The organism is Mucilaginibacter sp., assembly GCF_035492695.1.
Lineage (GTDB): Bacteria > Bacteroidota > Bacteroidia > Sphingobacteriales > Sphingobacteriaceae > Mucilaginibacter.
Map to the genome: position 1 here is coordinate 121,065 of NZ_DATJJC010000012.1, position 25,415 is coordinate 146,479.

The 25,415-nt window shown below is 45.6% G+C and carries 22 protein-coding genes; 8 read left to right on the forward strand and 14 right to left on the reverse strand.

The genetic code is table 11. From position 1 onward, the window contains the following. Positions 1-99 precede the first annotated feature (99 nt). Positions 100-1,740: a M28 family metallopeptidase gene (locus tag VL525_RS07300; RefSeq protein ID WP_325384902.1), complete on the reverse strand. Its 1,641-nt coding sequence runs from the start codon at positions 1,738-1,740 to the stop codon at positions 100-102. Positions 1,741-1,878: 138 nt separating this feature from the next. Between VL525_RS07300 and VL525_RS07305 the strand changes: the two genes are divergently transcribed. Together VL525_RS07305 and VL525_RS07310 are read left to right on the forward strand one after the other, a co-directional pair. After that, positions 1,879-2,574, forward strand: coding sequence for an SIMPL domain-containing protein (locus tag VL525_RS07305; protein WP_325384904.1), 696 nt, complete (start codon positions 1,879-1,881; stop codon positions 2,572-2,574). Positions 2,575-2,722: 148 nt separating this feature from the next. Beyond that, positions 2,723-3,130, forward strand: coding sequence for a hypothetical protein (locus VL525_RS07310; protein ID WP_147030768.1), 408 nt, complete (start codon positions 2,723-2,725; stop codon positions 3,128-3,130). 230 nt (positions 3,131-3,360) lie between these two features. Here VL525_RS07310 and serS read toward each other — a convergent pair whose 3' ends face one another. After that, positions 3,361-4,632 (reverse strand): serine--tRNA ligase, encoded by a 1,272-nt coding sequence (gene serS, locus VL525_RS07315; protein WP_325384907.1) that lies wholly within the window; start codon positions 4,630-4,632, stop codon positions 3,361-3,363. A 111-nt stretch (positions 4,633-4,743) separates the two neighbouring features. Between serS and rsmI the strand changes: the two genes are divergently transcribed. From rsmI to VL525_RS07330, 3 genes are all read left to right on the forward strand, one after another. After that, on the forward strand, positions 4,744-5,415 hold the full coding sequence (gene rsmI / locus VL525_RS07320; protein WP_325384909.1) for a 16S rRNA (cytidine(1402)-2'-O)-methyltransferase: 672 nt from the start codon (positions 4,744-4,746) through the stop codon (positions 5,413-5,415). Between the two features lie 124 nt (positions 5,416-5,539). Next, positions 5,540-7,186: an apolipoprotein N-acyltransferase gene (lnt, locus tag VL525_RS07325; RefSeq protein WP_325384911.1), complete on the forward strand. Its 1,647-nt coding sequence runs from the start codon at positions 5,540-5,542 to the stop codon at positions 7,184-7,186. A gap of 16 nt (positions 7,187-7,202) precedes the next feature. Next, on the forward strand, positions 7,203-7,643 hold the full coding sequence (locus tag VL525_RS07330; RefSeq protein WP_325384913.1) for a thioredoxin family protein: 441 nt from the start codon (positions 7,203-7,205) through the stop codon (positions 7,641-7,643). 49 nt (positions 7,644-7,692) lie between these two features. Here the strand turns inward: VL525_RS07330 and VL525_RS07335 are convergent, their stop codons facing one another. From VL525_RS07335 to VL525_RS07360, 6 genes are read right to left on the reverse strand one after another with little or no spacing between them, the layout of a single operon-like run. Next, complete coding sequence (locus VL525_RS07335; protein ID WP_325384915.1) at positions 7,693-8,544, reverse strand: N-acetylglucosamine kinase; 852 nt, start codon at positions 8,542-8,544, stop codon at positions 7,693-7,695. Then, positions 8,541-8,924 (reverse strand): response regulator, encoded by a 384-nt coding sequence (locus VL525_RS07340; protein ID WP_325384917.1) that lies wholly within the window; start codon positions 8,922-8,924, stop codon positions 8,541-8,543. The genes VL525_RS07335 and VL525_RS07340 overlap by 4 nt, the downstream gene beginning before the upstream one ends. Before the next feature lie 47 nt (positions 8,925-8,971). Next, positions 8,972-10,285 (reverse strand): TolC family protein, encoded by a 1,314-nt coding sequence (locus VL525_RS07345; protein ID WP_325384919.1) that lies wholly within the window; start codon positions 10,283-10,285, stop codon positions 8,972-8,974. Between the two features lie 5 nt (positions 10,286-10,290). After that, entirely contained in the window at positions 10,291-13,416 is a 3,126-nt protein-coding gene (locus VL525_RS07350) for an efflux RND transporter permease subunit (protein WP_325384921.1), read from the reverse strand. Between the two features lie 7 nt (positions 13,417-13,423). Continuing rightward, complete coding sequence (locus VL525_RS07355) at positions 13,424-14,500, reverse strand: efflux RND transporter periplasmic adaptor subunit (protein WP_325384923.1); 1,077 nt, start codon at positions 14,498-14,500, stop codon at positions 13,424-13,426. Next, positions 14,497-14,949 carry a MarR family winged helix-turn-helix transcriptional regulator gene (locus VL525_RS07360; protein WP_325384925.1) on the reverse strand — a complete coding sequence of 151 codons (453 nt, stop codon included), beginning with the start codon at positions 14,947-14,949 and terminating at the stop codon, positions 14,497-14,499. The genes VL525_RS07355 and VL525_RS07360 overlap by 4 nt, the downstream gene beginning before the upstream one ends. Before the next feature lie 174 nt (positions 14,950-15,123). On the opposite strand from VL525_RS07360, the gene VL525_RS07365 reads away from it, so the two are divergent. Both VL525_RS07365 and VL525_RS07370 read left to right on the forward strand, forming a co-directional pair. Then, on the forward strand, positions 15,124-16,878 hold the full coding sequence (locus tag VL525_RS07365) for a M61 family metallopeptidase (protein ID WP_325384927.1): 1,755 nt from the start codon (positions 15,124-15,126) through the stop codon (positions 16,876-16,878). A gap of 128 nt (positions 16,879-17,006) precedes the next feature. Beyond that, a complete protein-coding gene (locus VL525_RS07370; protein WP_325384929.1) occupies positions 17,007-17,162 on the forward strand; it encodes a lmo0937 family membrane protein in 156 nt (51 codons plus the stop codon). Between the two features lie 46 nt (positions 17,163-17,208). Here VL525_RS07370 and VL525_RS07375 read toward each other — a convergent pair whose 3' ends face one another. The 6 genes from VL525_RS07375 to VL525_RS07400 all read right to left on the reverse strand — a co-directional run bounded on the left by VL525_RS07375 (position 17,209) and on the right by VL525_RS07400 (position 24,509). After that, positions 17,209-17,622: a VOC family protein gene (locus VL525_RS07375; protein ID WP_325384931.1), complete on the reverse strand. Its 414-nt coding sequence runs from the start codon at positions 17,620-17,622 to the stop codon at positions 17,209-17,211. A 44-nt stretch (positions 17,623-17,666) separates the two neighbouring features. After that, the gene (locus VL525_RS07380) at positions 17,667-18,116 is read right to left on the reverse strand and encodes an AraC family transcriptional regulator (protein ID WP_325384933.1); all 450 of its coding nucleotides are present in this window, start codon (positions 18,114-18,116) and stop codon (positions 17,667-17,669) included. A 19-nt stretch (positions 18,117-18,135) separates the two neighbouring features. Further along, positions 18,136-20,637, reverse strand: a complete 2,502-nt coding sequence (gene ligD, locus VL525_RS07385; protein WP_325384935.1) for a DNA ligase D — start codon at positions 20,635-20,637, stop codon at positions 18,136-18,138. A gap of 3 nt (positions 20,638-20,640) precedes the next feature. Continuing rightward, positions 20,641-21,411, reverse strand: a complete 771-nt coding sequence (locus VL525_RS07390) for a Ku protein (RefSeq protein WP_325384937.1) — start codon at positions 21,409-21,411, stop codon at positions 20,641-20,643. A gap of 145 nt (positions 21,412-21,556) precedes the next feature. Continuing rightward, the gene (locus tag VL525_RS07395) at positions 21,557-22,963 is read right to left on the reverse strand and encodes a glycosyl hydrolase 53 family protein (RefSeq protein WP_325384939.1); all 1,407 of its coding nucleotides are present in this window, start codon (positions 22,961-22,963) and stop codon (positions 21,557-21,559) included. Between the two features lie 217 nt (positions 22,964-23,180). Beyond that, positions 23,181-24,509 (reverse strand): APC family permease, encoded by a 1,329-nt coding sequence (locus tag VL525_RS07400; RefSeq protein WP_325384941.1) that lies wholly within the window; start codon positions 24,507-24,509, stop codon positions 23,181-23,183. A 53-nt stretch (positions 24,510-24,562) separates the two neighbouring features. Here VL525_RS07400 and VL525_RS07405 point away from each other — a divergent pair, with 53 nt between their 5' ends. Beyond that, positions 24,563-25,330: a ThuA domain-containing protein gene (locus VL525_RS07405; RefSeq protein WP_325384943.1), complete on the forward strand. Its 768-nt coding sequence runs from the start codon at positions 24,563-24,565 to the stop codon at positions 25,328-25,330. Positions 25,331-25,415: the final 85 nt, after the last annotated feature.

The following is a 25,415-nucleotide window of genomic DNA, read 5'->3' on the forward strand; positions in this document are numbered from 1 at the left end:
CTAAACTTTATCAGGTTCGGAAAGACAACTGCAAAAATGTGGTTGTCTTTTTGCTATTATATCCATTTTTGTGATGTCCGAACTACGCAGTAAGTTGCACTATTTAGCCATCGACTTATCCCTGACCGCTTTAAATTCGGAGCCTTGTTTCCAGCCAGGGAAGGTGCTTTCATTTGCCAGGTCGGAGCCGAGGCGGTAAAGCAGGTTGGCGATCTGCGCCATGCCCGAAGCATCCATATCCGGGCTGTAGTTATCCGATGGCTGGTGGTAGGTGTTGGCGGTGTAGTCGTCCTGATGTTTTTTGGCCCAGCCAGCTTCGTGCGTGGCGCTAACTATGCCGTTATTCATATCAAGCGCCGGTACACCTACTTTGGCAAAGTTGAAATGATCCGACCGGTAATAGCCGCCTGCTCCAGGCTTGGAATCGCCTACAACGGTTAACCCATCCTCTTTTGCGTATTTTTCGATATAATCTTCCAGGTCGTTTTGCCCCTTGCCGGTGATGGAAATATCTTTAGTTTCACCATAGTTGCCTAATGCGTCCATATTGATGTTGGCAACAGTTTTATTTAATGGGAAAACAGGGTGGGTGGCATAATATTCCGAACCCAGCAGGCCCTGTTCCTCGGCTGTAACAGCAAGGAAGATAATAGAGCGCTTTGGTTTCTCTTTTGCCTCGCTAAAGGCTTTAGCCATGCTGATGAGCGTTGCGCTGCCATCGGCATTGTCCACAGCTCCATTATAGATGCTGTCGCCTTTCGCATCCGGTTTGCCGATGCCAAAATGGTCCCAGTGCGCGGTATAAATGATATATTCATCGGGTGCAGTGCTCCCCTTTAAAACACCAATGACATTGTGCGAAAGTGAATATTTAAGCTTGTTATGAATGGTCAGGTTTACATTCATGTTCAGCGGTATCGCTTTGAAATCTTTCTTGCGGGCCATTGCGCGGAAGTCGCCTGTTATGCCTGCCTGCGCAAATATCTTTTTAGCGGCGTCTTCGGTCATCCAGCCTTCCACTTTGCAGCGGTCCATGTGTTTATTGCTTTGCTGCAGGTACAGCCTGGCGCCGGTATTGCTGCTGCTCACTACACTCCATGGATAGCTGGCCGGCTCGGTTTGGTGCACAATGATCACGCCGGCAGCACCCTGGCGTGCAGCCTCCTCGTATTTGTACGTCCAGCGGCCATAGTAGGTCATGGTATCGCCTTTAAATAATTTTGGATCGCCGGATTTGAACCCCGGGTCATTAACCAGCACCACTACCGTCTTCCCTTTTACATCAAGCCCAGCATAATCGTTCCAATGATATTCCGGCGCAACAACACCATATCCTGCAAAAACCAACGGTGAATTCTTTAGGTCGATTTGCTCTGACTCCTGCCGGGTAAAGGCAACAAAGTCGGTGGAATTATGCAATTGAATAGTTGATTTTCCACCTGTTACCTCCATCGTTTCAGACGGCGTCCCTTTTATTTCTACAAGCGGTACGTCCTGGTAGTAACTGCCATTGTCGCCCGGCTCGAGCCCGATCTTTTTAAATTCGGTTGAGATGTAGCGGATGGTTTTGGTTTCGCCTTCGGTAAATGGTTTGCGTCCCATCAGCGAATCGTCAGCCAGTACAGCGATATGGCTCTTGATGTCTTCGGGTGTAATAGGGCCGGTTGTTTTGGCCTGGCGATTGCAGCTCCACAGCAACGCAACTGCCGGAATAAGAAGCAGGATGTTATTTCTGTTCATTTTAATTATTGGTCAGTCTCAAATGTAATAAGTTGAGGTGAAAGGAGAAAGCAGAAAGTCCAAAGCTTTTCATCTTAACTGTTGCGAATTAACTTTTACCTTCGTTAATAGTCTATATAAATAAATATGAAAACTGGTATGAAAAAACTATTGATAGCGGCTGTAATAAGCCTTTTAAGCTTTACGGCCTTTGCACAGAATGTGGACCTCCGGAGAAAAATTACCGTGACCGGCATAGCCGAACAGGAGGTTACCCCTGATATTATTAACGTATCAATCTCGTTACAAGAATATATGGATGGTAAAAAGAAGATCACTATCGATCAACTTGAAAATCAATTGGAGGCAGCGGTAAAACAAGCCGGTATTACAAAAGAAGATTTTACCGTGAACAACGTTTCGGCGTGGAACAATACCTGGCAAAAGAAAAAGACGCCCGATTTTTTGGCAAGCAAGCAATATACTTTAAGACTGCATAACCTGAACAAGTTTGACCCGATAATGAGCAGTATCGACCCTAAAGGCATACAATCCACCTATATAAGCAGTTACGATTATTCGAAAATGCCTGAATTGAAACGGGAATTGAAGATACAGGCGCTGCTTGCTGCTAAAGAGAAGGCAACCTATTTATTGAACAGCATTAATGAAAAGCTGGGAAAGGCTATAGATATTTCGGAAAGCGACAATAGTAATTATCCAATGGCTAACCAGATGTTTGCTAACCGGGCTGTATTTAAGTCGAATGCGGATGCTGCTCCGGAGTCTGATATCGATTTCAAGAAGATCAAATTAAGCTTCCAGGTTTCGGCGGTTTTTGAAATAGCGCCGTAACTTTTTGCGCCAACCTTGCGTATACTAAAGATGCAAATGCTGACCCAACATTTGTTAATATTTGCCTATTTTTTACTTTACTGATTAACAGTCACTTGACAATATAAAATATAGAATATATCTTTAGGTATCCGTAAACTAATTGAGCATGATACATTTTAGGACCGAAAGGGTATTATTGGTTGCTCCCAATATATTTTCGGTACAGATATTGGCTAATAATAAACAGATCCGGCATATTACATCGGTGGATCGTGTTTTCCCTGCCATATATGAAATGGCGCCTCACATGATCATATTTGACTACGACTATTTAAGCCAGGATATGGAGCGTATTTTGCGCCGTATCCGCACCAACCCATATTACAACAAAATAAAAATATGCTGCTTTAAAAGCGGCCAAAGCAGGAAAATAGATAGCCTGCTGAAAGTCCTGGGTGTGAATCATGTCATCTATAAGGACGATTTGCAACACCCTACTAAAGAAACCATCAGTCACGTAAAATCTATATTGGATTCGACAGTTACGGATCTCCTGGTTAATGCTTCTTTTTAAATCGCCGTGATTAGCAGCGTCATGGCGAGGAACGAAGCCATCTCTGCGTATGAAAATCAAATAGTAAAATTTCCTGGAAAGAGGTCTCCTTTATTGATTCGTCATTGAACGAAATTAAGGATATTGAATGTCCTGTTTAGAGATTGTTTCGTTCCTCGCAATGACGTGGTGAATTAGATATGGGCGTACCAATCACTTGTTAACAAATCACAGTTAACTGATCACTACCCTCAATCAATCCATTCAAACTTCGTGTAGGGCACCAAAACTTCTGGTATTTTGATGCCTTTTTCGGTCTGATTGTTTTCAAGCAGTGTAGCCACAATACGGGGCAATGCTAATGCACTGCCATTAAGGGTATGCGCCAATTGTGTTTTGCCTTCAGCATTGCGGAAACGCAATTTGAGGCGGTTGCTCTGGAAAGTTTCAAAATTTGAAATAGATGAAACTTCAAGCCAGCGCTGCTGGGCGGCGCTCCAGGTTTCCATGTCATAAGTAAGTGCCGAAGCAAAGCTCATATCGCCGCCGCAAAGACGCAGCACACGGTAGTACAATCCCAATTTTTGTAAAAGGCCCTGTACATGCAGGCTCATTTGTTCCAATACTTCGTATGATTTATCAGGATGGGCTATCTGTACGATCTCCACTTTATCAAACTGGTGCAGGCGGTTCAGCCCCCGCACGTGGGCGCCATAAGAGCCCGCTTCGCGTCGGAAGCACTGGGTGTAGGCGCAGTTTTTTACCGGCAGTTCGTCGGCCTTTAGTATCACATCCCGGTACAGGTTGGTAACAGGTACTTCGGCAGTGGGTATCAGGTATAATTTGTCTTCGTTGATGTAATACATCTGGCCCTCTTTATCGGGCAGTTGCGTAGTGCCAAAGCCCGAGGCTTCGTTCACTACCAGCGGGGGTATCACTTCGGCAAAACCTGCTTTTTCGGCTTCATCCAAAAAATAGGCGATAAGCGCGCGCTGCAATTTGGCCCCTTTACCTGTATAAACCGGGAAACCCGCCCCGGTGATCTTTACGCCCAATTCAAAATCTATGAGTTTATATTTGGCCGCCAGTTCCCAATGCGGCATGGCATTTTCGGGCAAGTTGGGTTTACTGCCATTTTCAAGTACCACCTCATTATCTTCTGGGGTCAACCCTTTCGGAACGGATTCATGCGGCAAATTGGGCAGCAGCACCAGCTTTTGCTGCAGCTCGTTTTCTATTGCGGCAAGGGCGTCGCCCTGTATTTTTATTTCTTCCTTCCACGCACCTGTTTTGGCCTTAATGCTTTCTGCTTCGTCCTTTTTACCAGCGCGCATCAGGTCGCCAATTTGTTTTGCTGCGGCGTTAGCTTCGGCGGAAACGGAGTCGAGTTTGTTTTGTGTTTGACGGCGGTCGTTGTCCAAAGCAATAACCTCGTCCACCAATTCGGGCTGTTTGAAATTTTTTACAGCCAAACGTTCCAAAACCTTTTCCCTGTTCTCGCGGATATAATTAACTTGCAGCATTGATTTTAATTTTTTCGCAAATATAGTCAGTTGACAGTTTGCAGTGCGCGGTTTGCAGTTTTTATTTGCAAAGGGGCGCCAACTGCCAACTTATAACTGCAAACTGAAATAATGCCCGGAAAACTCTACTTAGTACCCACCCCAATAGGCAACCTGGAGGATATGACCTACCGGGCGATACGCGTTTTAAAGGAGGCGGACGTGATACTGGCAGAGGACACGCGTACATCGGCGCCGTTGCTAAAGCATTTCGGTATCGATAAAAAGGTATTCGCACATCACCAGCATAACGAGCATCAGTCGTCTAACGAGATCGTTAGGTTTTTGAAGGACGGGAAAAATATCGCCCTGATATCCGATGCGGGTACGCCGGCGATATCCGATCCGGGTTTTTATCTGGTGCGCGAGGCGTTGAAGAACGATATTGCGGTAGAATGCCTGCCCGGCGCTACGGCTTTTGTGCCGGCCTTGGTGAATTCTGGTTTCCCGACGGACAGGTTTTGTTTCGAAGGTTTTTTACCGGTGAAGAAAGGCAGGCAAACGCGGTATAAACAATTAGCCGAAGAAGAGCGGACCATTATCCTGTACGAATCGCCGCACCGGCTGATGAAAACGCTGGAAGAAATGGCAACGTGGTTTGGCAGTGACAGGCTAATATCGGTATCGCGCGAGCTGACAAAGATGTTCGAAGAAACGGTGCGCGGAACGGTAACCGAAGTGAAAACATACTTTGAAACGCACCCGGTTAAGGGTGAGTTTGTGATATGTGTGGCGGGCAAGTAATAATATAAAAAAATGTCATTGCGAGGAGGAACGACGAAGCAATCTCGTAACTATGCATATCCGCTATGCAGTCCGACGAGATTGCCACGCTATCGCTCGCAATGACAGGTTTTATTAGTTAGTAATGAAAAAAAACATCTTCCTTTCCATCCTTTCCGGTTTGCTGTTGTGGATAGCCTGGCCGCCCACACCGCATTTTACCTTTCTGCTGTTTGTGGGTTTTGTGCCGATGCTGGTGGCGATAGAGAATATCATACAATCCGAATCGGTTAAAAAAGGAAAGAAATTATTCTGGACAACCTTTCTTGGTTTCTTTATCTGGAACACGTTAAGTATCTACTGGGTATATAATGCGCTAAAACAGGTTGGTCCGGTAGCTGCGGTACCCGTAGCTATTATACCGTATGCGCTGGCTCCCCTGTTAATGTCGACCGCGTGCTGGCTTTATTACCGTTTACGCAGAATAACAAGGCGTAATGTGGCCTTACTTGGGCTGACTTGTTTTTGGGTGGCATACGAATACCTGAACCAAAACTGGGACCTTAATTTTCCGTGGATGACGTTGGGCAATGGCTTTGCCGTAAGCCATAAATGGGTACAGTGGTACGAATACACCGGTGTATATGGCGGCACGATATGGATATGGATAGTGAATATTTTCGCCTTCCTGGTCTATAACGGGTTACATAAGCCGCGGGCGCGATCGATGCGCTTGAAGCAGATACTGGCCGTTGGGCTCATTTTATTATTGCCCATTGCGTTCTCGCTATACCGCTACCGCAATTACCACGAGCAATTGAACCCATCAAATATCGTAGTTGCCCAACCTAACATAAACCCTTATATGAAAGAAGGGGCTATGCCGCCGGCTCAACAGATAAAGGTGCTAACCCATTTGTCCGATTCGCTGGGGCAGCCTAATACGGAGTTTTTCATCTGGCCCGAAACCGCCATCGCAGACCAGCAGGGATTGAACGAGGACCGGGTACGGTCGAGCCCCTATTTTCAACAGGTGCAACATTTTTTAAATAAATACAAAAACGGCAATGTGCTGACGGGCTCGGAAGATATTAAAATATACAATTCGAGAAAAACAGCGACAGCCACCCCGTTTGATCCGCAAGGCAATGAATATTTCGATGTGTTTAATGCCGCGGCAAATTTTGAAAATTCGGCCGAAGTACAGTTTTATCATAAATCGAAACTGGTACCCGGGGTCGAGTCAATGCCATTCGGGAATGCTTTATCGTTCCTGAAACCAGTTTTCGAACACCTGGGCGGCACAACGGGCGGGTATGGCACGCAGGCTGAGCCTGGCGTATTTTATTCACAGAGCGGCATAGGCGCCACTCCTGTTATTTGTTATGAAACACTATGGGGCGAATGGATAGGCCAGTCGGTACATAAAGGGGCGCAATTTATCGCCATAATTACCAACGATGGCTGGTGGGAAAATACTTCGGGCAAGGACCAGCACCTGGATTACGCCAAGCTGCGGGCGATAGAAACACGCCGTTGGGTATGCCGGTCGGCCAATACGGGCATATCAGCCTTTATCAACCAGCGCGGAGATATTGTACAACAAACCAAATGGTGGACACGGACGGCTATTAAACAGGATATTAACCTGAGTTCGGACAAGACCTTTTACGTACTGCATGGCGATTACCTTGCGCGGGCGGGGAGTTTACTGGCTGTTTTGGGAATACTGTGGATTGTTTTTTCCAAAATTAATGTATATAGGAAAAAGGTCAGAAAAACGGTAGCATGATAATTGAATCAGCATTATGAAAAAACTTATTCTGCTTATATGTTTATCTTCCCTGGTTTTGATTACCGGGGCAAAGCCTGAGCCGGTAAAATTTGGTAATGGTATAAAGTTTACCGCCATTACCCTGGCACAATCCATCCGAATGGCTAAAGAGCAAAAAAAGCTCATTTTTATAGATATATATGCCACGTGGTGTGCCCCATGTGCCATGCTTAAATTAAGGACTTTTTCCAGCAAAAAGGCGGGTGACTTTTTTAATGAGAATTTTGTAAACTTATCGTTAAACGGCGAAGAGGGTGAGGGGCTTCAGTTAGTCCGGGCTTACAAGTTAACGGCGTATCCTACAATGATCATATTGGATAATACCGGCAGGCCGATCATCGTTACCATGGGTTACCTGGATGCTAATACGCTAATAAAGTTTGGTAAAGCAGGAATTGAAAAATCGGCGCAATAATTTTCAACAGTGCTGGCTGCTTTAATTCTGCATAACCTTATTCCGAAAATTACGCCTCCCTGCTCAGTATAAACTGCAACAGATCATGTATCGGCTGCCGGATGATCTTGCCCACTTTAACCTCGTTACTTTCGCATAAGCGGATCAGTTCATCAGAAAACACATAGGCTACAGAACCCACGAAATTGCAATTGTACTTATGGTATTGGGGGTAGGATTTGATGTTGGTATCAATAAATTCGCGGAAGCCGCTTGCCAGCAGGTTCTGCCCGTATTGTGAATCGCGTATCTTACTTATAAACCTGGTGAACGACGCGAGATAGAAGTTCCCACCGGGCTTTTGATAGACGTTCTGGATAACACTTTCCTTGGTTATCGCGTATTCGCTGTTAAATTGCGAGTGGATGTCCCCGGGCATGTTGCCGTACAGGTAATCAGTTACCAGCGCTTTTCCGAACCAGCTGCCCGATCCTTCGTCGCCCAGGATATAGCCCAGACCGTGTTTGCCCGAATGCACTTCTTCGCCATCAAAAAAAGATATATTCGAACCTGTGCCCAGCACACAGCACAAACCTTTCTCATGGCCACAGGTAGCGTAGGCGCTGCCTAAAAGGTCGCTATCTACACTAATGTATGCTTTTGGGAATAACTGGCTTAGCGCGTTAGAAACTATCTCGTGCCTGTCGGGACTTGAGCAACCGGCACCAAAAAAATAGATCTCGGTAATGTCGGAAGCATGTTTAACCAGTTTTGTACCCTGGTCATGCAATATTTTCACCATTTCCTTTTCGGTGCGGAAATAAGGATTTAAACCGTCGGTTCTGAATTGAAGGGGTTCCTGCCCTGGAATAGCAAGTAACCAGTCTGTTTTGGATGAGCCGCTGTCAGCAACTAATATCATGTAGCAATTTCGTCGAGCGCTTTCTGCGTAAGCGGTTTATGGATAAAATTGGTGATATACTTATTATTGACCGATTTTTTCAGATCGGTGGGGTCAAGCGAGGAGGAAAGCATGAATATCCTGATCTCCTTCTTGTTTTCGATGTCTATCTTATCATACTCCTGCAAAAACTCGAAACCACCCATCATCGGCATGCGGATATCCAAAAAAATAACATCGGGCACTACTTTTCCCGACCGCAGGGATTCGATAGCTTCGGTAGCCGACTGGCTTACTACAACGGTTTCGGCAAAGTTGCTGCTTTCCAAAATACGGCGTGTGACAAAATTATCAATGTAATTGTCGTCGATCAGGAAGCAGGTTTTATAATGATTTGACATTCACCCCAAAAATAGGTTTTATAAAAATAAAAATGAACTTATTTTATTTATTGAATATCAATGCTGTTTGTGATCTGCTTTAATGTTATTTCGGCTATTTTTGATTGATATTGTGCAGCAAAAAAGGTGGATTCGGCATCCAGGTAATTCCGTTCGGCTTCGCGTATCTCCAGCGGCGTAATATTGCCGAGTTTATATTTATCGAGGGAAATTTCAAGGTTCCGTTTTGCTATCATCACATTGGATTCTCCTAATTTAATAAGATCGAGTCCCGAAAGGTAGCTGATGTAAAGATTGTTGATCTGCGCCCGCACATTAAGTAAAGCCTGTTTCTGGTTTAATTCAGCATTTTCTATACCCAGCTTTGCGTTCTTCTCTAAACGGCTTTGGTTAAAGCCATTGAAAATATTGATAGAGGCGGTAATGCCGTAAGTAAACCCATGTGTATTTTGCGCCCGCGCAAACCCGGCAGGATTGCTGCTATTGGTATAGGAATAGCCGCCGTTTAGGGCCACCTGCGGATAGCGCCCTGCCTTTACCTGGCGCAGGTTGATCTCGGACAGGCGTTTATTGATCTGCGCAGCCAGGATCACCTGGTTCTGGTCTTCTGCCCTGGTTAAGATATCGCCCAGCGTTAGCTTTTGGTCGACGATGATGGTATCAGCAACCGAAAATTGCGTTTGCAGGTCGCGCACCAGCAACTGGTTCATTTGCACTTTGGCAGTTTTAAATTGCTGTAACTGGCTCAAATAATTTGCAGTATCGGTATTAAGATTTACCTGGGCATTCAATACATCAAGCTTCGAGGCCGTACCTACCTGGAACTTATCATTCGCATAGCGGTATTGTGTCCTTGAAATCTTGATAGCGCCTTTTAACGCTTTTAATTGCTGGTATTGATTGATAAGATTGTAATAGGTTGCCATTACGTCGCTCACGGTGGTCAATACCGTATCGCGCAGCATTACCTGGCTTAGTTGGTTAAATTGCTTTAGCTGGTCGTAATTGGCGAACATTCCGAAGCCATTAAAGATGGTCCAGTTCAGGTTCGGACCAATACTCAGGTTGTTTGTTTTATTGTTGGTTAAAGTTTTAGGTCCTGATGATGTGGTTTGATTAACGTTTTGAACACTATTCGACTGGGAAAAATTACCCGTCAGCGATGGCAACATGCCCGCCGCGCCGGGGGTAACATTATTTTGCGATACGGCAGAGTTATTCTTTGCAATTTGAATATGGTAGTTATTCTTTAACGCGATCTCAACAGCGTCTTTCAAAGTAAGCAGGGTATCCTGCGCCCGGCAATTCGCAATAATGAATACCAGGAAAAAAAGCAGGCAGGCGGTTTTTTTCAGATCCATATTGCTCAATAGTCTTCAATTAATTTTGGTTCGCGAATCTTTTGCTCTTCTTCCTCAGGTTCCTTATCGGGATCCACGTGTGTTTTTGGAGCAAAAATAAGGTACATCAATGGGATAATATACAAAGTAAGCACCAGTGAAAACAGCATACCGCCCATGATGACTATACCCAGCGAAACCCGGCTTTTGGCGCCTGCGCCCAATGCGAAAGCTATAGGCACCGAACCCAGCACAACGGCGAGGCTCGTCATCAATATAGGCCGGAGACGGGACGTTGCCGCTTCAATAACAGCTTCGTATTTCGGCAAGCCGTGTTCCATCCGTTGGTTGGCAAACTCCACTATCAGGATGCCGTTTTTGGTTACCAGTCCGACAAGCGTTATCATACCGATCTCGCTGAAGATATTCAACGTTTGGTTAAACAGCCACAACGATAAAAATGCACCCGCAATAGCCAGCGGTACGGTAAACATCACTATAAACGGGTCGACGAAGCTTTCGAACTGTGCAGCCAGCACCAGGTATATCAGCAATAAAGCAAACACAAAGGCGAAAACAAGGCTCGAGCCGCTTTCGCTGGCATCGCGTGCAGCGCCGCTAAGTGCAGTACTAAAGGTATCGTCGAGCAAATTTTTTGCAATGCGGTTCATTTCCACAATCCCGTCGCCAACGGTACGGCCCGGAGCAAGACCGGCAGAAATGGTGGCCGATTTATAACGGTTAAAATGATAGATAGCAGGGGGCGTTGCGTCTTCCGATATTTTCACAACATTATCCAATTGTACAAGCTTGCCTTTATTATTCCGGACATAGACTGATTTCAGGTCCAGCGGCTGATCGCGGTTTGCGCGGTCTACCTGGGCTATTACCTGGTATTGCTTCCCGTTGATCAGGAAATAAGCTATCCGGCCATTACTGTAGTAAAGCTGTAATGTTGTGGCTATATCCGATACCGATACGCCAAGGTCCCTGGCGCGGTCGCGGTCGGTAGTTACCCTTATCTCGGGCTTTGTAAATTTAAGATCGACATCGGTACCCTGGAAAACAGGGCTTTTTGATACCTCCGAGAAAAACTCGGGTAAAATTTTTCTTATCTTTTCAAAATCCTGGTTCTGGATCACAAATTGAACCGGCAATGATGTTTTTGACCCGCTGCCGCCACCGCTTATGGTTTGCTCCTGTATTACAAGTGCGCGTGCGTCGGGAAAATGACTGAGCTTTTTACTCAAAAAATCGGCAAGCTGTTGTTGTGTACGGGTTCGTTGATCGGGCGGTACCAAACCAATACGGCCAAAACCGCTGTTAGATGAACCACCGCCCCCGCTTCCCGGCGAAATAACTTCAAGGTTAACATTTTCCTCGGGTATCGAATCGGCAACAAGGTCAGCAACCTTGTCCATATAGCGGGCCATAAATTCATAGCCGGCCCCTTCTGAACCGGTAACCGAATATCTTAACATACTGCGGTCGTCCAGCGGCGCTAACTCATAGGGGGTTGAAGAATATAGCAGAGCGGTTATAACCAGTGAGAGCCCGAGTATGACGAATGAAACCCACTTCACTTTAACAAATTTGATCAAAGTGTCGCGGTACGAATTGGTCATATTTTCGAAGAACGGCTCTGTCTTTTCGTAGAATTTTGATTTCTTCGAGTTTTTGCGGATCAGTTTGACGTTCAGCATTGGTGTCAGCGAAAGTGAAACAAATGCTGAGATCAATACAGCACCGGCTACCACTACTGCAAACTCGCGGAACAATCGGCCGGTAAAACCCTGCATAAATACAATTGGCAGAAAAACCGCAGCAAGCGTAACCGAGGTTGAAATCACCGCAAACAATATCTCGGCCGATCCCTCAAACGCAGCTTTCCGTATAGGCATTCCACCTTCTACCTTTTTATAAATATTTTCAGTTACCACGATACCGTCGTCAACCACCAGGCCTGTAGCCAGCACGATGCCTAACAATGTCAGGATATTGATCGAAAACCCGAAAATATACATAATAAAAAATGCACCGATCAGCGAAACCGGTATATCGATGAGTGGCCTGAAAGCGATAAGCCAATCCCTGAAGAACAGGTAAATAATTATAACAACCAGCACAAAAGAAACTATCAGGGTCTCTTCAACTTCGCTTATCGATTGTTTGATGAACCTGGTGTTGTCGGTTATAACTTTAACCTGGATATCGGGCGGAAGATCCTTTTTTATCTGGTCGAGCCTTTTGTAAAAGTCCTCGGCTATTTGAACATAATTTGCACCCGGTTGCGGAATTATGGCAAGGCCGATCATAGGCACACCTGATTCTTTCAACGCGGTCTCTTCATTTGCAGATCCTAAAACGGCATATCCCACATCGCTGAAGTGAATTACACGGTTGCTGTCGGCACGTATGATGAGATTATTAAATTCTTTTTCGGTTGATAGCTTACCTACCGCCCTGACAACAACTTCGGTATTATTACCTTCAATTTTGCCGGCGGGCAGTTCCACGTTCTCCGCATTGAGCGCGGTACTTATATCAGTGGCGGTAAGCCCTAATGCTGACAGTTTATTAGGGTCTATCCATAAACGCATGGCGTACTGGCGCTGCCCGAAAATATTTATCTGGCTAACTCCTGGTATGGTTTGCAACCCCTCTTGTAATACATTCTCGGCGTAGTCATCCACCTGGTTTATATTACGCGTGTTGCTGCTGCAAGTAACGGTAAGTATGTTATCGGCATTAGCATCGGCTTTGGTTACTACGGGTGGCGCGTCAATGTCCTGTGGTAATTGCCGTTGTGCCTGGCCCACCTTATCGCGCACATCGTTTGCAGCGGTTTCGAGGTCGGCATCGAGGTTAAATTCAACAGTGATACGGCTTGAACCTACCGAACTGACGGATGAAATATTGCGTATACCCGGTACGCCATTAATGCTTTTTTCAAGTGGCTCGGTTATCTGAGATTCGATAACATCAGCATTCGCCCCTGAATAGCTTGTAGTCACCGTAATGATCGGCGGATCGACTGAGGGAAAATCCCGGATACCCAGAAATTTATATCCCATAATGCCAAATACGACGATAACGATCGACATCACCGTAGCCAGCACGGGCCTTTTTATACTTACCGAGGATAAACTCATAGTGACATCACTTTATAACTTTCATAACTTTTAGAGGAACTTTCGGCCGCATTTGGATAATACCGGTGACGACAACGCTGTCGCCGGGGGCGAGTCCTTTGATCACCTGAATTTTTGTGTCCGTGCGCAAATCGGTTTGCACCGGCTTTGCAAGTGCCTGGCCATTATGAGCGACGTATACAATGCTGCTCTTCAGATCGGGTATCACACATTGGGTAGGCACCATAATAGTTTTGGGTATCTGGTCGAGGGCAAAATTGATCTTGGCAAACCCCCCCGCCCGCAGCAGGTCTTTAGGATTTGGCGCTTCTGCGCGCACGGTAACCGTCCTTGAATTAAGGTCGATAGCCGGTTCAATTGCGTACACCTTCGCCGCGAATTTTTCCTGCGAACTTTCAATGGTAAAATTGATCTTACTTCCCACTTTTATCAGGTCAAGGTATCTTTCCGGCACCGAAAATGTGATCTTAGCCGGATCGATATTGACAAGCGAGGCAATAGTTGCGCCGGGCACCAGGTATCCGCCCGGGCTCACATTCCGGAGACCGATCGTGCCCGAAAAAGGCGCCCTAACCTCCGTTTTGGCTATCTGCGCTTTAATAACTTCGCCCTGCGCTGTTAAGGTTTGCAGCGAAGTAAGCGAAGTATCGTATTCCTGCTTGCTTATAGCTTCTTTTTGCAAAAGGATGCTGTTGCGGTATTCGTTTTGCTTAGCCAGGGCCACCTGGTATTCATTTTGTTTTAACGAGGCCACCAGGTCCTTATCATATACCTTCACCAGCAATTGCCCTTTTTGCACCCGGCTTCCTTCTTTAAAATATATGCCTATAATGTTTCCGGCTGCTTCGCTCGTCAGGTTTACCTGCTCATTGGCATCAATAGTCCCCGTTACGTCAATAGAATTATTCAGCGCGGTGTCTTTAACTATCATTACGTCTACCGGAACCGGCCCGTTCTTCCGTTTGCCTTTTTTACTGGCGTTATTGGCCATAGCCTCCTTTCCCGCTGCACTGTAAAATTTATTATACACCAGGTAGCCTACTAACAAAATAAGGGCGGCATATATGTAATGCTTGGTTTTCATATAGTTATATTGTGCGGTTGGGTTTGCATCGAATTCAGGTTCTGCTGCATTTGTAACAGAACATTGTAGAACACAGCCATATCATCTGCCGATATATTTTGCGTCATCGTGTTATTCATATCTTCAAAAGCGCCGACGATCTCGGGCACCGCATCCCTGGCTTTTTCGGTTACCCTTAACAGGTGTTCGCGCCGGTCAGCCGGGTTTACTTCGCGGAACACAAAGCCGTTTTCGGATAAATTATCGATGATAGATACCATAGCCGACTTATCCTTACCCAGCATATCGGCAAGTGCTGTCTGTGTGAGTTTGCCGTCGTGATAACAGATCAGCGTTAACACATAATAATATTGGTTTATATCAAGATGGTTGGTGACTTTTTCCAGTTCGCTCAGGTACAATTTGCCCAGGCGGATCAACTTGCGGGATATGGGTTCTACTATTTTCACGTTTGTCAATGCGGCGCTACGAAGTTAAATGGTTAGTATTTATAATAGTTTCATGTATCAACCATTTTACATCGGTCGCTGACAATCAAATTTAAAATCGGCGGGTAAATTTTTTATTTTGGCTGCATGAAATTATCGAGCCTTACACAATTCATTTGTTTAATACTTTTGTGCATGAATTCAACTACCGGCAAAGCAGCAGGCTCTGTCAATATCTCCTATACTGTAATGTTTCCGGAAGCCCAGGCACACTACGCCGATGTTGAAATGAACATCACCGGTTTGCAGCAAAAAACTTTGGTGCTAAAGATGCCCGTTTGGACACCAGGGTCGTACCTGGTGCGCGAATATTCCAAAAATGTGGAATCTTTTACGGCCGAAGTTAAAGGTAAGGCTGTAGCTGCGGAAAAGATCCGCAAGAATGCCTGGCGCATCAATACTGAAAACATTTCGGCGGTTAAAATACGCTACAGGGTGTACGCGTTCGAATTATCCGTACGCACAAGTTTTATAGATGCAGCCCATGCGTTTTTGTCAAACGCCGGCATTTTTGTTTATCCCGACGGCATGCTGCATCACGCGTCAACCATTCATATTATACCATACCGGGGCTGGACAAAAGTTTCCACGAGCCTGGATAAAGTTAATGGCGATCCGTTTACGCTTCACTCTCCCGATTATGACATTTTGTTCGATTCCCCTATTGAAGTGGGCAACCAGGATGTTTTCGGCTTTAAAGTTGGCAATACCGAATACGAAGTGGCTATGTGCGGCGCAGGTAATTATGATAAAGAAAAACTGACCCGGGATATGCCAAAGGTCATCGAACGTGAGGCGGCGATATATGGCGAAAACCCCAATAAGCGTTATGTATTTATAGTTCACAATACTTCAAGAGGTGGCGGGGGCCTGGAACACTTAAGCTCGACCGTATTGGGCGCCTCGCGCGAGAATTACGCCAGCGAACGCGGCTACCAGGGTTTCCTGAGCCTGGTGGCACATGAGCACTTTCATTTGTGGAACGTGAAGCGCCTGCGGCCGATAGTGCTTGGTCCGTTTGATTATGATAATGAAAATTATACTACCGACCTTTGGATAGCCGAAGGGTTTACCGCTTACTACCAGGATATTATTATTCGCCGTACCAACCTGTACCCCGTTGAAAATTACTTGGGTGTGCTTGCAGCGGATATTAACTATGTAGCCAACCAGCCGGGTAACAAAATACAAACCCTGGCCGAAGCGAGCTACGATGCCTGGATAAAATACTACCGGCCTAACGAAAATTCGCCGAATACCAATATTTCCTATTACAACAAAGGCTCCATTATGGCGCTGATGTTCGATTTGGAGATCATCCATGATACCAAAGGCAAGTACAGCCTGGACGATGTGATGCATTATATGTACCACAAGTACTATAAAACATTAAAACGAGGTTACACAGATAAAGAATTTAAACAGGGTGTAGAAAAATTCGCCGGAAAGAACCTGGACGAGTTTTACAAGAAATATGTTTATGGGCTGGAAGATATTGATTTTGACAAATACCTGGGTTATGCAGGTTATCACCTGACGGACGAGCTCGCAGGTATCAACGAACCCAGCCTGGGCATTGTTACCCAAACGCCCAACGGGCGGATATTTGTTTCGAATGTTATGCGGAACAGTTCGGCATGGGTTGATGGTATTAATGTTGGGGATGAAATAATTGCCGTTGACAGCGCTAAAGTCACCGATGTTAACACTATACTGAACGGCAAAAAGGTTGGGGATAAGATCAATATCAGTGTCTTGCGCGACGGGCTACCGCTCACTCTGCCGGTCACACTGTTAAAGCGGACACAAGTGAAGTACAAAATTGATAGCGTTGAACAGCCCGGCGAACAGCAAATGCTGGTCAGGAAAAAGTGGCTGAGCATTCAATGATCCGCCTTACCGATATATAGGAAAACCGCCTCAAAAGGGCGGTTTTCGTGGTTATTGTCAAAATTTTAAAACTTTTTGGTGTCCAAAACGCTTTTAATAACAATAAACATTATTAAAACAAAGCTACCATGAATTCAATATTGTATATCATAGCCATAATTCTCATCATAGGATGGGCATTGGGCGTATTTGTCTACTCTGTTACCGGATTGATACATATATTGTTGGTTATTGCCATAATATCATTGATCCTTGGACTGATCAGAAGACCCACAGCAATCTAAATAGATTAACCTTCGGAAAAGGTCCCTGACAGATCGGGGACCTTTTTTATTTTGCTTTCTGGCCCAGGGAAAACCAATTTCCGGAGTCATCCTTAAATAAAGCTTCAAAACCATAGAATTCCTGTTTCGGTGGCTTGGTAAACTCAACCCCTTTAGCTTTCAATTCTTCATAAGTGGCCAGCAGGTCGTTACACTCAAATACGCCAAAGCCGAATGTGCCCGCACTAACCAGCTTGCGCATAGCTTCCGCTGATTCTTTGGTGAACATCATTCCTGCATCGATAGACATTAAGGAAAGCTCCAGTTCGGGCTGCTCGGGCGGGCAAACTGTAAGCCAGCGCATGCCCGGGCCCATAGGTGCATCGGTGTGTACTTTGAATCCTAACTTGTTTACATAAAAATCATAAGCGCTGTCCTGGTTCAGGACAAAAATGCTGACGTGGTTTAACCGGGTTATCATGTGCAATTGTTTTAATGGTGAATTCAAATATCGCCATTGGGAAATCAATGCACTTCTTCAAAATTGCTGTTTTGTGTCCAACCCTTCATTTCAGCAAAGCAATTGGGTATGTGTTTTAACGGAGTCGTTTTGATCTCTTCCCTGATCTTTTTCTGCAGTTGCTGATACGCTGAAGGCGTTTGGCCGGTAAGTCGTTTGAACAAGCCGGTAAACGAACTGATGCTATCGAAACCGACTGCGTAACAAATCTCAGCAATGGGTTTGTTATCCTTCAGCAATAGTTTCGATCTTTCTATCCTGACAACAGTGAGGTACTGGTGCGGCGTTTTTGCGTAGGTGTTTTTGAATAGCCGGATGAAATGAAATTTCGAAAAAAAGGCCTCATCAGCAATGTGATCCAGGTCTATATCGCCCGCAAAGTTCTCGTCGATAAAAAGCTTGGCCTTCACAATGCGCCGGTAAAGGTATACTTTCGGATAATTTTCGCCATGCATTACCCAAAGCTATGATAAATTATTTCGCCTTCAATAACTCAAGACCCTTTTTCAGGTCGGCTTTGGTTTTGGTCAGGTCTTTCCAGGGATCAGCTACCTTCTTAACTCTTTCGCGCATATTGTGTATGGTGAAGTTGGATAGTTTCAGATCATCATTAACCTCGTGCCAATGCAACGGCGCCGATACGGTGGCACCCGGTTTTGGCCTTACCGAATATGGGCAGGCGATGGTTTGTCCGCGCCTGTTCTGCAGAAAGTCGACATAGGTGCGGTTCGGCCTTTTTGCCGGACTGCGCTCGATACTCGTAATATCGGGCAACTCATCGTGTACCATACCTGCCACGTATTCGGCGAACATTTTGGTAAAATCATAATCGTATTTAGCGCCAACATAGCAGTAAATGTGCAGCCCTTTGGAGCCGGATGTTTTAATAAACACGTCCAGCTTCATCCTGTCGAATATCTCTTTGGTCTTCAGCGCAACGGCAACCGGCTCTGAAAACGGCACATCATGCGGGTCGATGTCTATCACGACAAAATCAGGGTTCTCCGGCTTTTTGTACGAACTGAGCCAGGGGTTTATTTCGATACAGCCCAGGTTGACCATATAAAGCAGCGTGGCAGCATCCTTACCAATGATATAGTTGATGTGTTTATCGTTACTTTCAGAATAAAGCGGCTCGGTTTTTATCCATGAAGGCATGTGGGCCGAATCGGTATCTTTTTGAAAAAACCCGGGGTCGGAAATGCCATTAGGCTGGCGGCGCATGCTGATGGGCTTATCTTTAAGGTAAGGCACTATCCGTTCAGCCATATCCTTGTAATAGTGGATAAGGTCGCCTTTGGTTATGCCTTCGTCTGTCCAGAAGACCTTGTTCAGGTGAGTTAGCTTCAGTTCCGCCTTGCCCAGTTTGATGATCTCCTCATCGGCAAGCTGTGTATCCGGTGTTTCCATAACTACTTTTTCTTTTTCCTTGTCCATGCGCAATCCCTTGTAAACCGGCTGGCGCAAATGCCGCTCCGCGGTCCATTCGGCGTACCAAACTTCGCATACTAATTTCGGCTTTATCCAGGTGACTTTTGTGCGTTGATGCACTTTTTCTTCAAAAGGCTTTTTATCCGTTTCCAACGGGTGCATTTTGTCATAAAGTTCTTTTATCGATGCCTCGTTAAACCCGGTACCGCAATTGCCGATATAGCTGATGTGGCTACCTTCGTTAATTCCTAATACTAATGCGCCAAAATGCTTGCGCGAACCTGTAGGCGCAGTGAACCCGCAAATGATCGCCTCCTGCGAATTTTGGAGTTTAAATTTCAACCACCGGTCCGTTCGTGTGCCACTGTTGTAATAGCTGTAAGCGTCTTTTCCAATAATACCTTCCCATCCCTCTTTCTCCGCCTTTTTGAACAGGTCGGTTCCTTTCCCTTCAATATGATCGTTATAAATAATGCGTTTGCTTTTCAGGGATGAGATCAATGTTTTAAGCAGGCCTTTTCTTTTGATCAGTTCCAGGCCACGCAGGTCGTGGCCGTTCAATTTCAACAGGTCAAAAACATAATATTTGATGGTCAAGCCGTCTTTGTCACCGTCATAATTTTGTATGTGCTGAAATTTGCTTTGTCCTTTTTTATCTTCTATCACCAGTTCGCCATCCAGTATGGCGCTTTCTTCTATTACTTTTAATTCGTCCAGTATCTCCTGGTATTTATGGCTAAAGTCGATGCCATTGCGGGATATAAGTTTGGCGCTTTTGCCGGTATAACCCAATGCCCGGTAGCCGTCCAGCTTCTTTTCGTATATCCAATCGGCGTTATCAAAAACTTTGGATTCAAGCTTCGCCATCATAGGCGTGTAGGCCTTTTCGGCGCGCGGTCTTTCTTCAGTTTCGTCGCTTAAGTCAGTGCTTTTTTTTTCCGCTGCTGACTTTTTTACCCGCGGCAATTTGGTGGCTTTGCCGTTCTTGTTATTCAACATTTGCTTTATCTCAGCAGGCACTAAATCCTCGCTGTGATATTCTTTATGTACTGCAAATTCATCGTTATGTTTTATCAGCAGCCACGAATTATCCTCCGCGCCGTGCAGTTTGACCAGCGCAAATTCACCTTTCAATTTTTCACCATTCAGCCTGAATTTAAGGTTGCCCGACTTAAGCCCAGCGCGCAAAGTTTTTACATCCGCTTCCCTGTCATCTGCCAGTGAGGTATAGGTTCCCTTGTCCCATATCATCACCACCCCTGCGCCGTAATTGCCATTGGGAATAATGCCTTCAAAATGCTGGTAATCTATGGGATGGTCTTCCACCATCATAGCCAGCCGCTTGTCTGCGGGGTTCATGGACGGCCCTTTTGGCACTGCCCAGCTTTTAAGCGTACCATTTAATTCGAGCCGGAAATCGTAATGCAAATGCGATGCATGGTGGCGTTGCACCACAAAATTGAGTGTTTTGCCTTTTGCCTTGCCGCTTTTCGGCTCCGGTGTTTTCGAGAAAACCCGTTTCTTCACATACTCCGCTAAACTCATTTGCTACGCTCCTTTTTTGGTGTTCAGGCTCTGCATCAATTGTTCATACAGGTCGTCGTTTTTAGTTTTGTGTGGTTTCAGCTTCTTGATGGTCGGGCGTTTGCCTTTGGCTTTTGCATGGATGATCTTTAGTAATTCCTCGTGGTAATCATCCTTGAATTTCGATACATCAAACTTTTCTTCGTATTGCTTAATCAACGCCAGGCCCACGTCCAGTTCCTTTTTGCTCACACTTACATCATCGCTGATATTCAGATCTTCCGTTCCTCTCAATTCCTGCCCAAAACGGATACGCGTAACCACCAGCACGTGTTCCTGCGGGTGCACAATGCACAGGTTCTCGTTGTTCCTTAAAACAAAACGCGCCAGCCCGGCTTTACCCGATTTTTTCAGGGCCTCCACCAGCAGGGCATAGGCCTTGTTATTTTTGGTTTCCGGCTCGGTGTAGTACGAGGTCTCATAATACATGGGGTTAACTTCGGCTATATTGACGAAGCTTTCTATCTCGATCACTTTGCTTTTTTCGGGCGCGGCATCCTCAAAATCGCGGTCTTCCAGTATCACGTAATCATCGTTCAGCTTATAACCTTTGACGATCTTTTCGTATGGGACTTCCTTATGCGTATTTTCATTCACCCGCATGTAGCGTATGTGCGCATGATCGCGGCTGTCCAGCATGTCCAGGTCAAGCGAGCTGGTTTGCACCGCCGAATATAATTTGATAGGGATACTTACCAGGCCGAAACCTATCGAGCCTTTCCAGATCGATCTCATAGTCAATATAATTGTTGTAATTACTATAACTATGGAAAAGGGGAAAGGGTTTTATGATAATCGCAGAGACGCAAGATTTTGCGCCTCTGATGAAAATGTTATTATGGAGGAGACGCAAAATCTTGCGTCTCTACAAAGCATGGGACTATTTCACATCGTATTTCTTCGCCACTTCCTGGTAAATGTCTATCAGGTGGTTCGATTTACCATCATGGTCAAATATCTGCTCCCATGTGTTTAATGGTTCCCAAATAAAAGTGCCCAGGGCTTTACCATTCGGTACGTTAAAGGCGATATCGTTTACCTCCCATTTAAGCTGGGTGTATTCCGCCACGCAAACCTGTTGCGGGTAGCGTTTGGCCAGGTCGGCCATGTTGTTTTTCAGGTCGACCAGCGTACCGTGCCATTTTGGATAATAGGATAGCCCTATTACGTCAAAAGGGACTTTTCTCTCAGCCATAGCATCCAGGAAAAAGCGCGATTCGGCATTTTGCCCTCCCAATGCAATGTGCAGCATAATGGTTGTTTTTGGGGCGACCTCTTTGACAGCCGTTATACCCGCATAAAAAAACTGCGCCAGGGTATCCAGGTTGTTGATGGCTCCATCGGGCCATACCATGCCGTGATTGATCTCGTTGCCCACCTGCACCATATCGGGGGTTGTGCCCTGGTCCTTCAGTTGCTGCATCACTTTTAGGGTAAAATCATGAATAGATTTTTTTAGTGCGGTAAAATCCTCGCCCTCCCAGGCTGCCGGCTTAAATTGTTTGCCCGGGTCGGCCCAGGTATCGCTGTAATGAAAATCGAGCAGGAACTTCATTCCGGCAGCTTTTATCCGTTTGGCCATAGCTTTGGTATGCTCCAGGTCGCAAAATCCTTTGCCGGGCGAATAGCCTTTCGGTTCCGCAGGATCATTGAATATCCGCAGCCTGATATAATTAAAACCGTGGTCCTTCAATATCTCGATGGCGTCTTTCTGCACGCCCTTATCTGAAAATTTTATCCCCCGGCTTTCCAGTTCGGGCAAAAAGGAAATATCGGCGCCTAATATCCTGTCTTTCACAAATCTGGGTTTATATTTTGCGTTTGTAACAGCGTGCGGCGTGCCTGGCCAAACAGCCTGTATATCGGTCGAGCCGGTCCACAAACTATCGGCTTTGGCTTCAAATTTTATAGCGCCCCTTTCCGTTGTGGTTTGAAGGATAACATCGCATTTGCCATGATAAACCTGCGCCTGCCATGTGCCATTCGCCGGGGATTCAATTGCCTTATCACCACTGCGAACGCTTACGATCTTTCCCCCCTTGCCGCTCACCACAAAAGTTACCAGGTTATTGGCTGTTTCAACAGTTTTACCCTGGTTGTCGATGATGTTTACCGCTATCAGGGCGGTGTCCTTACCATCGGCCTTCATGGTTGTTTTATAGGGAGTTATCTGTACTTCAAAGGGCTGTCCCGGTGAGCCCTTTCTTCTACCTTGTGCATTTGTTGCCGAAAAAGAAAAAATAAATAGAGACGCGATGAGTGCGGGTAAGAAGAACCTCCTGAACATAGCCTTAACAATTGGTAGCTAAAGGTAATTAATAAATTGTATAAGTGACAATTATAAAGCAAAAGAAAATAAAAGTAATGGCCGGACTGCTCAAACTATGGTTAACACCATTTTTATGTAAAAAATTGATAATGAGTATATTAACTTCAAAATAATCAAAATTGTGTTAACCATGTTAACCCTGTTATGCTACTTAATAGCTGATTTTTTACAAAGATCAGGACGATGTCCCGGGCGAGAGCCTGATCCATTTCACCAGTTGCCAGGCTACCTCGGCAGTAAGCAATGTGCATACGGCAAAAATGGCTGGTTTAATGCCCCCTTCGTCGGATACGAGGGCGCCTGTAAGGGCAACTACGTACACCCCAACAGGAAACAGGGTTGCCAGGCAAAGGCCGGTAATGTTCAATGGCACGCGGAAAGGCCGGTGAGTGGATGGTTCTTTAATACGCAACCTGATAAGGGTAACATATTCTAAAAAAAGTCCCGCTCCATATACCGTAACATCTATTATCAGGAGTTCGGCAAAGCTCCACAGCACCATCAGGCTTACTACCAGCGAACATACGATGATGGAAACATACGGCGTATTAAATTTTGGATGAAGCTTATTGAACCAGCCGGGCAACAGGTTATCATCTGACATCACCTTGGGCACCCTTGACACCGATAATAACACGGCAGCATAAATGCCTAAAGTACTGGCCATGCCACCCGCAGCCACCAATATACCCAGCCAATTGCCTCCGACCAGGGTACCCAGCGCGGGAAAACCATCTTTTTCAAGCGCTCCATAATTTATGTGTGATTGCTGTGCTACCAGTATGGTAAAAAAATAGACGATCAATACCAGGATGAAAGCGACAATTACGGAAACCATATAGGATCTCACAGGTTTTTCAACTTCTTCGGCATAGGTAGTTACGTTATCCCAGCCCAGGCAGTTCCACATAACGGTGTACAGCGCCATAGCCATTGACGGGAAACCAATACCTTTTACCGATGGTGAAGGCAAAGCGACACCTCCGGAGTGGTGATAGAAAAATGCTGCGATCAGGATGATAAAAGGCATAAGGACGAACACGCTAAGCAGGAGCGAAACACGGCCTACAGGAACAATGCCCAAAATATTTAACCCGGCAGAAGACCAGATCACCAACAGGCACACCGGTATCTTATAGTGCGCGAGTTCGGGAAAGAAAAACGAAGCGTAGGTTACAAATAGTACCGGGTATATTGCAAGGTCAATAAAAGTATAGAGCCAGGTCCACCAGCCTTCGAAAAAGCCCCACCGCGTGCCCAAAGCATATTTAACCCACTTGTAATATCCGCCTTCAACTGGCATCATACTGTTCAATTCAAGTACGGTAAATATGGCGGGCACATCCCATAGCATGGGCGTTATCATCAGTACCAATAAAGCAGCGTGTTCACCGGCATAACCTAATAGCGGTTCTAATCCATACGGTCCGCCGGATACAGTAAAAAATATTACAGCTATAAGTTGAAGCGGCCGTATTTTTTTTATGACAGATGTTGATGGCATAACGGACTAAAAATATTGTTTTTGTAATTTATATTTGGCTAAAATCGACCGGGATGAGAAAAATTACCATAACTGTAATTGCGTTGCTATGCATTTTTACTTCAGCCTTCGCACAGGAAAAGGCGCCCCGCTTCCATGTTATCGCTCTTTATGAAAATGGCGGCCATCATATCGAATATTCCAAAGCAGCAAAAGTTTGGCTTGATAAACTGGCGGCCGATAGCAATTTCAGCATCGACTACATACAAAATACCGATAAGATAAACGATGAATTTTTAAGTCGCTACCAGCTTTTCATCCAGCTCGATTATCCACCTTACGCCTGGAAGCAGGGTGCGGTTGCTGCATTTGAAAAATATATTGATGCGGGCAAAGGGGGATGGATAGGTTTTCATCATGCATCGTTGCTCGGCGAATTTGACGGCTACCCCATGTGGGAATGGTTTCACCAGTTTATGGGCGGTATCCGCTGGAAGGGCTATATCGCCACTTTTGTACAGGGACAGGTAAATGTGGAAGACAGGCAGCACCCGGTTATGAAAGGCGTTCCGGCTTCATTTCTTGTAAAAAAAGAAGAATTTTATACCTACGATAAGAGCCCCCGGCCCAACGTACATGTTATAGCCAGCGTGGACGAAAACACGTATTCGCCGGGTTCAGACGTCAAAATGGGCGACCACCCGGTTATCTGGACCAACGAGCATGTCAAAGCCCGCAATGTTTACATATTTATGGGGCATTCGCCAATCCTTTTTGAGAACGATGCCTATAAAAAGATATTCTCGAACGCAATATTCTGGGCAGCCGGTGCAACGCGGTAAAGGCATATTGAACATTTCTGAATAACAGAAATTCTGATCGGCATTCCATCTTTTGCTATATTGCGCCCCTGAAAAACAGATCATT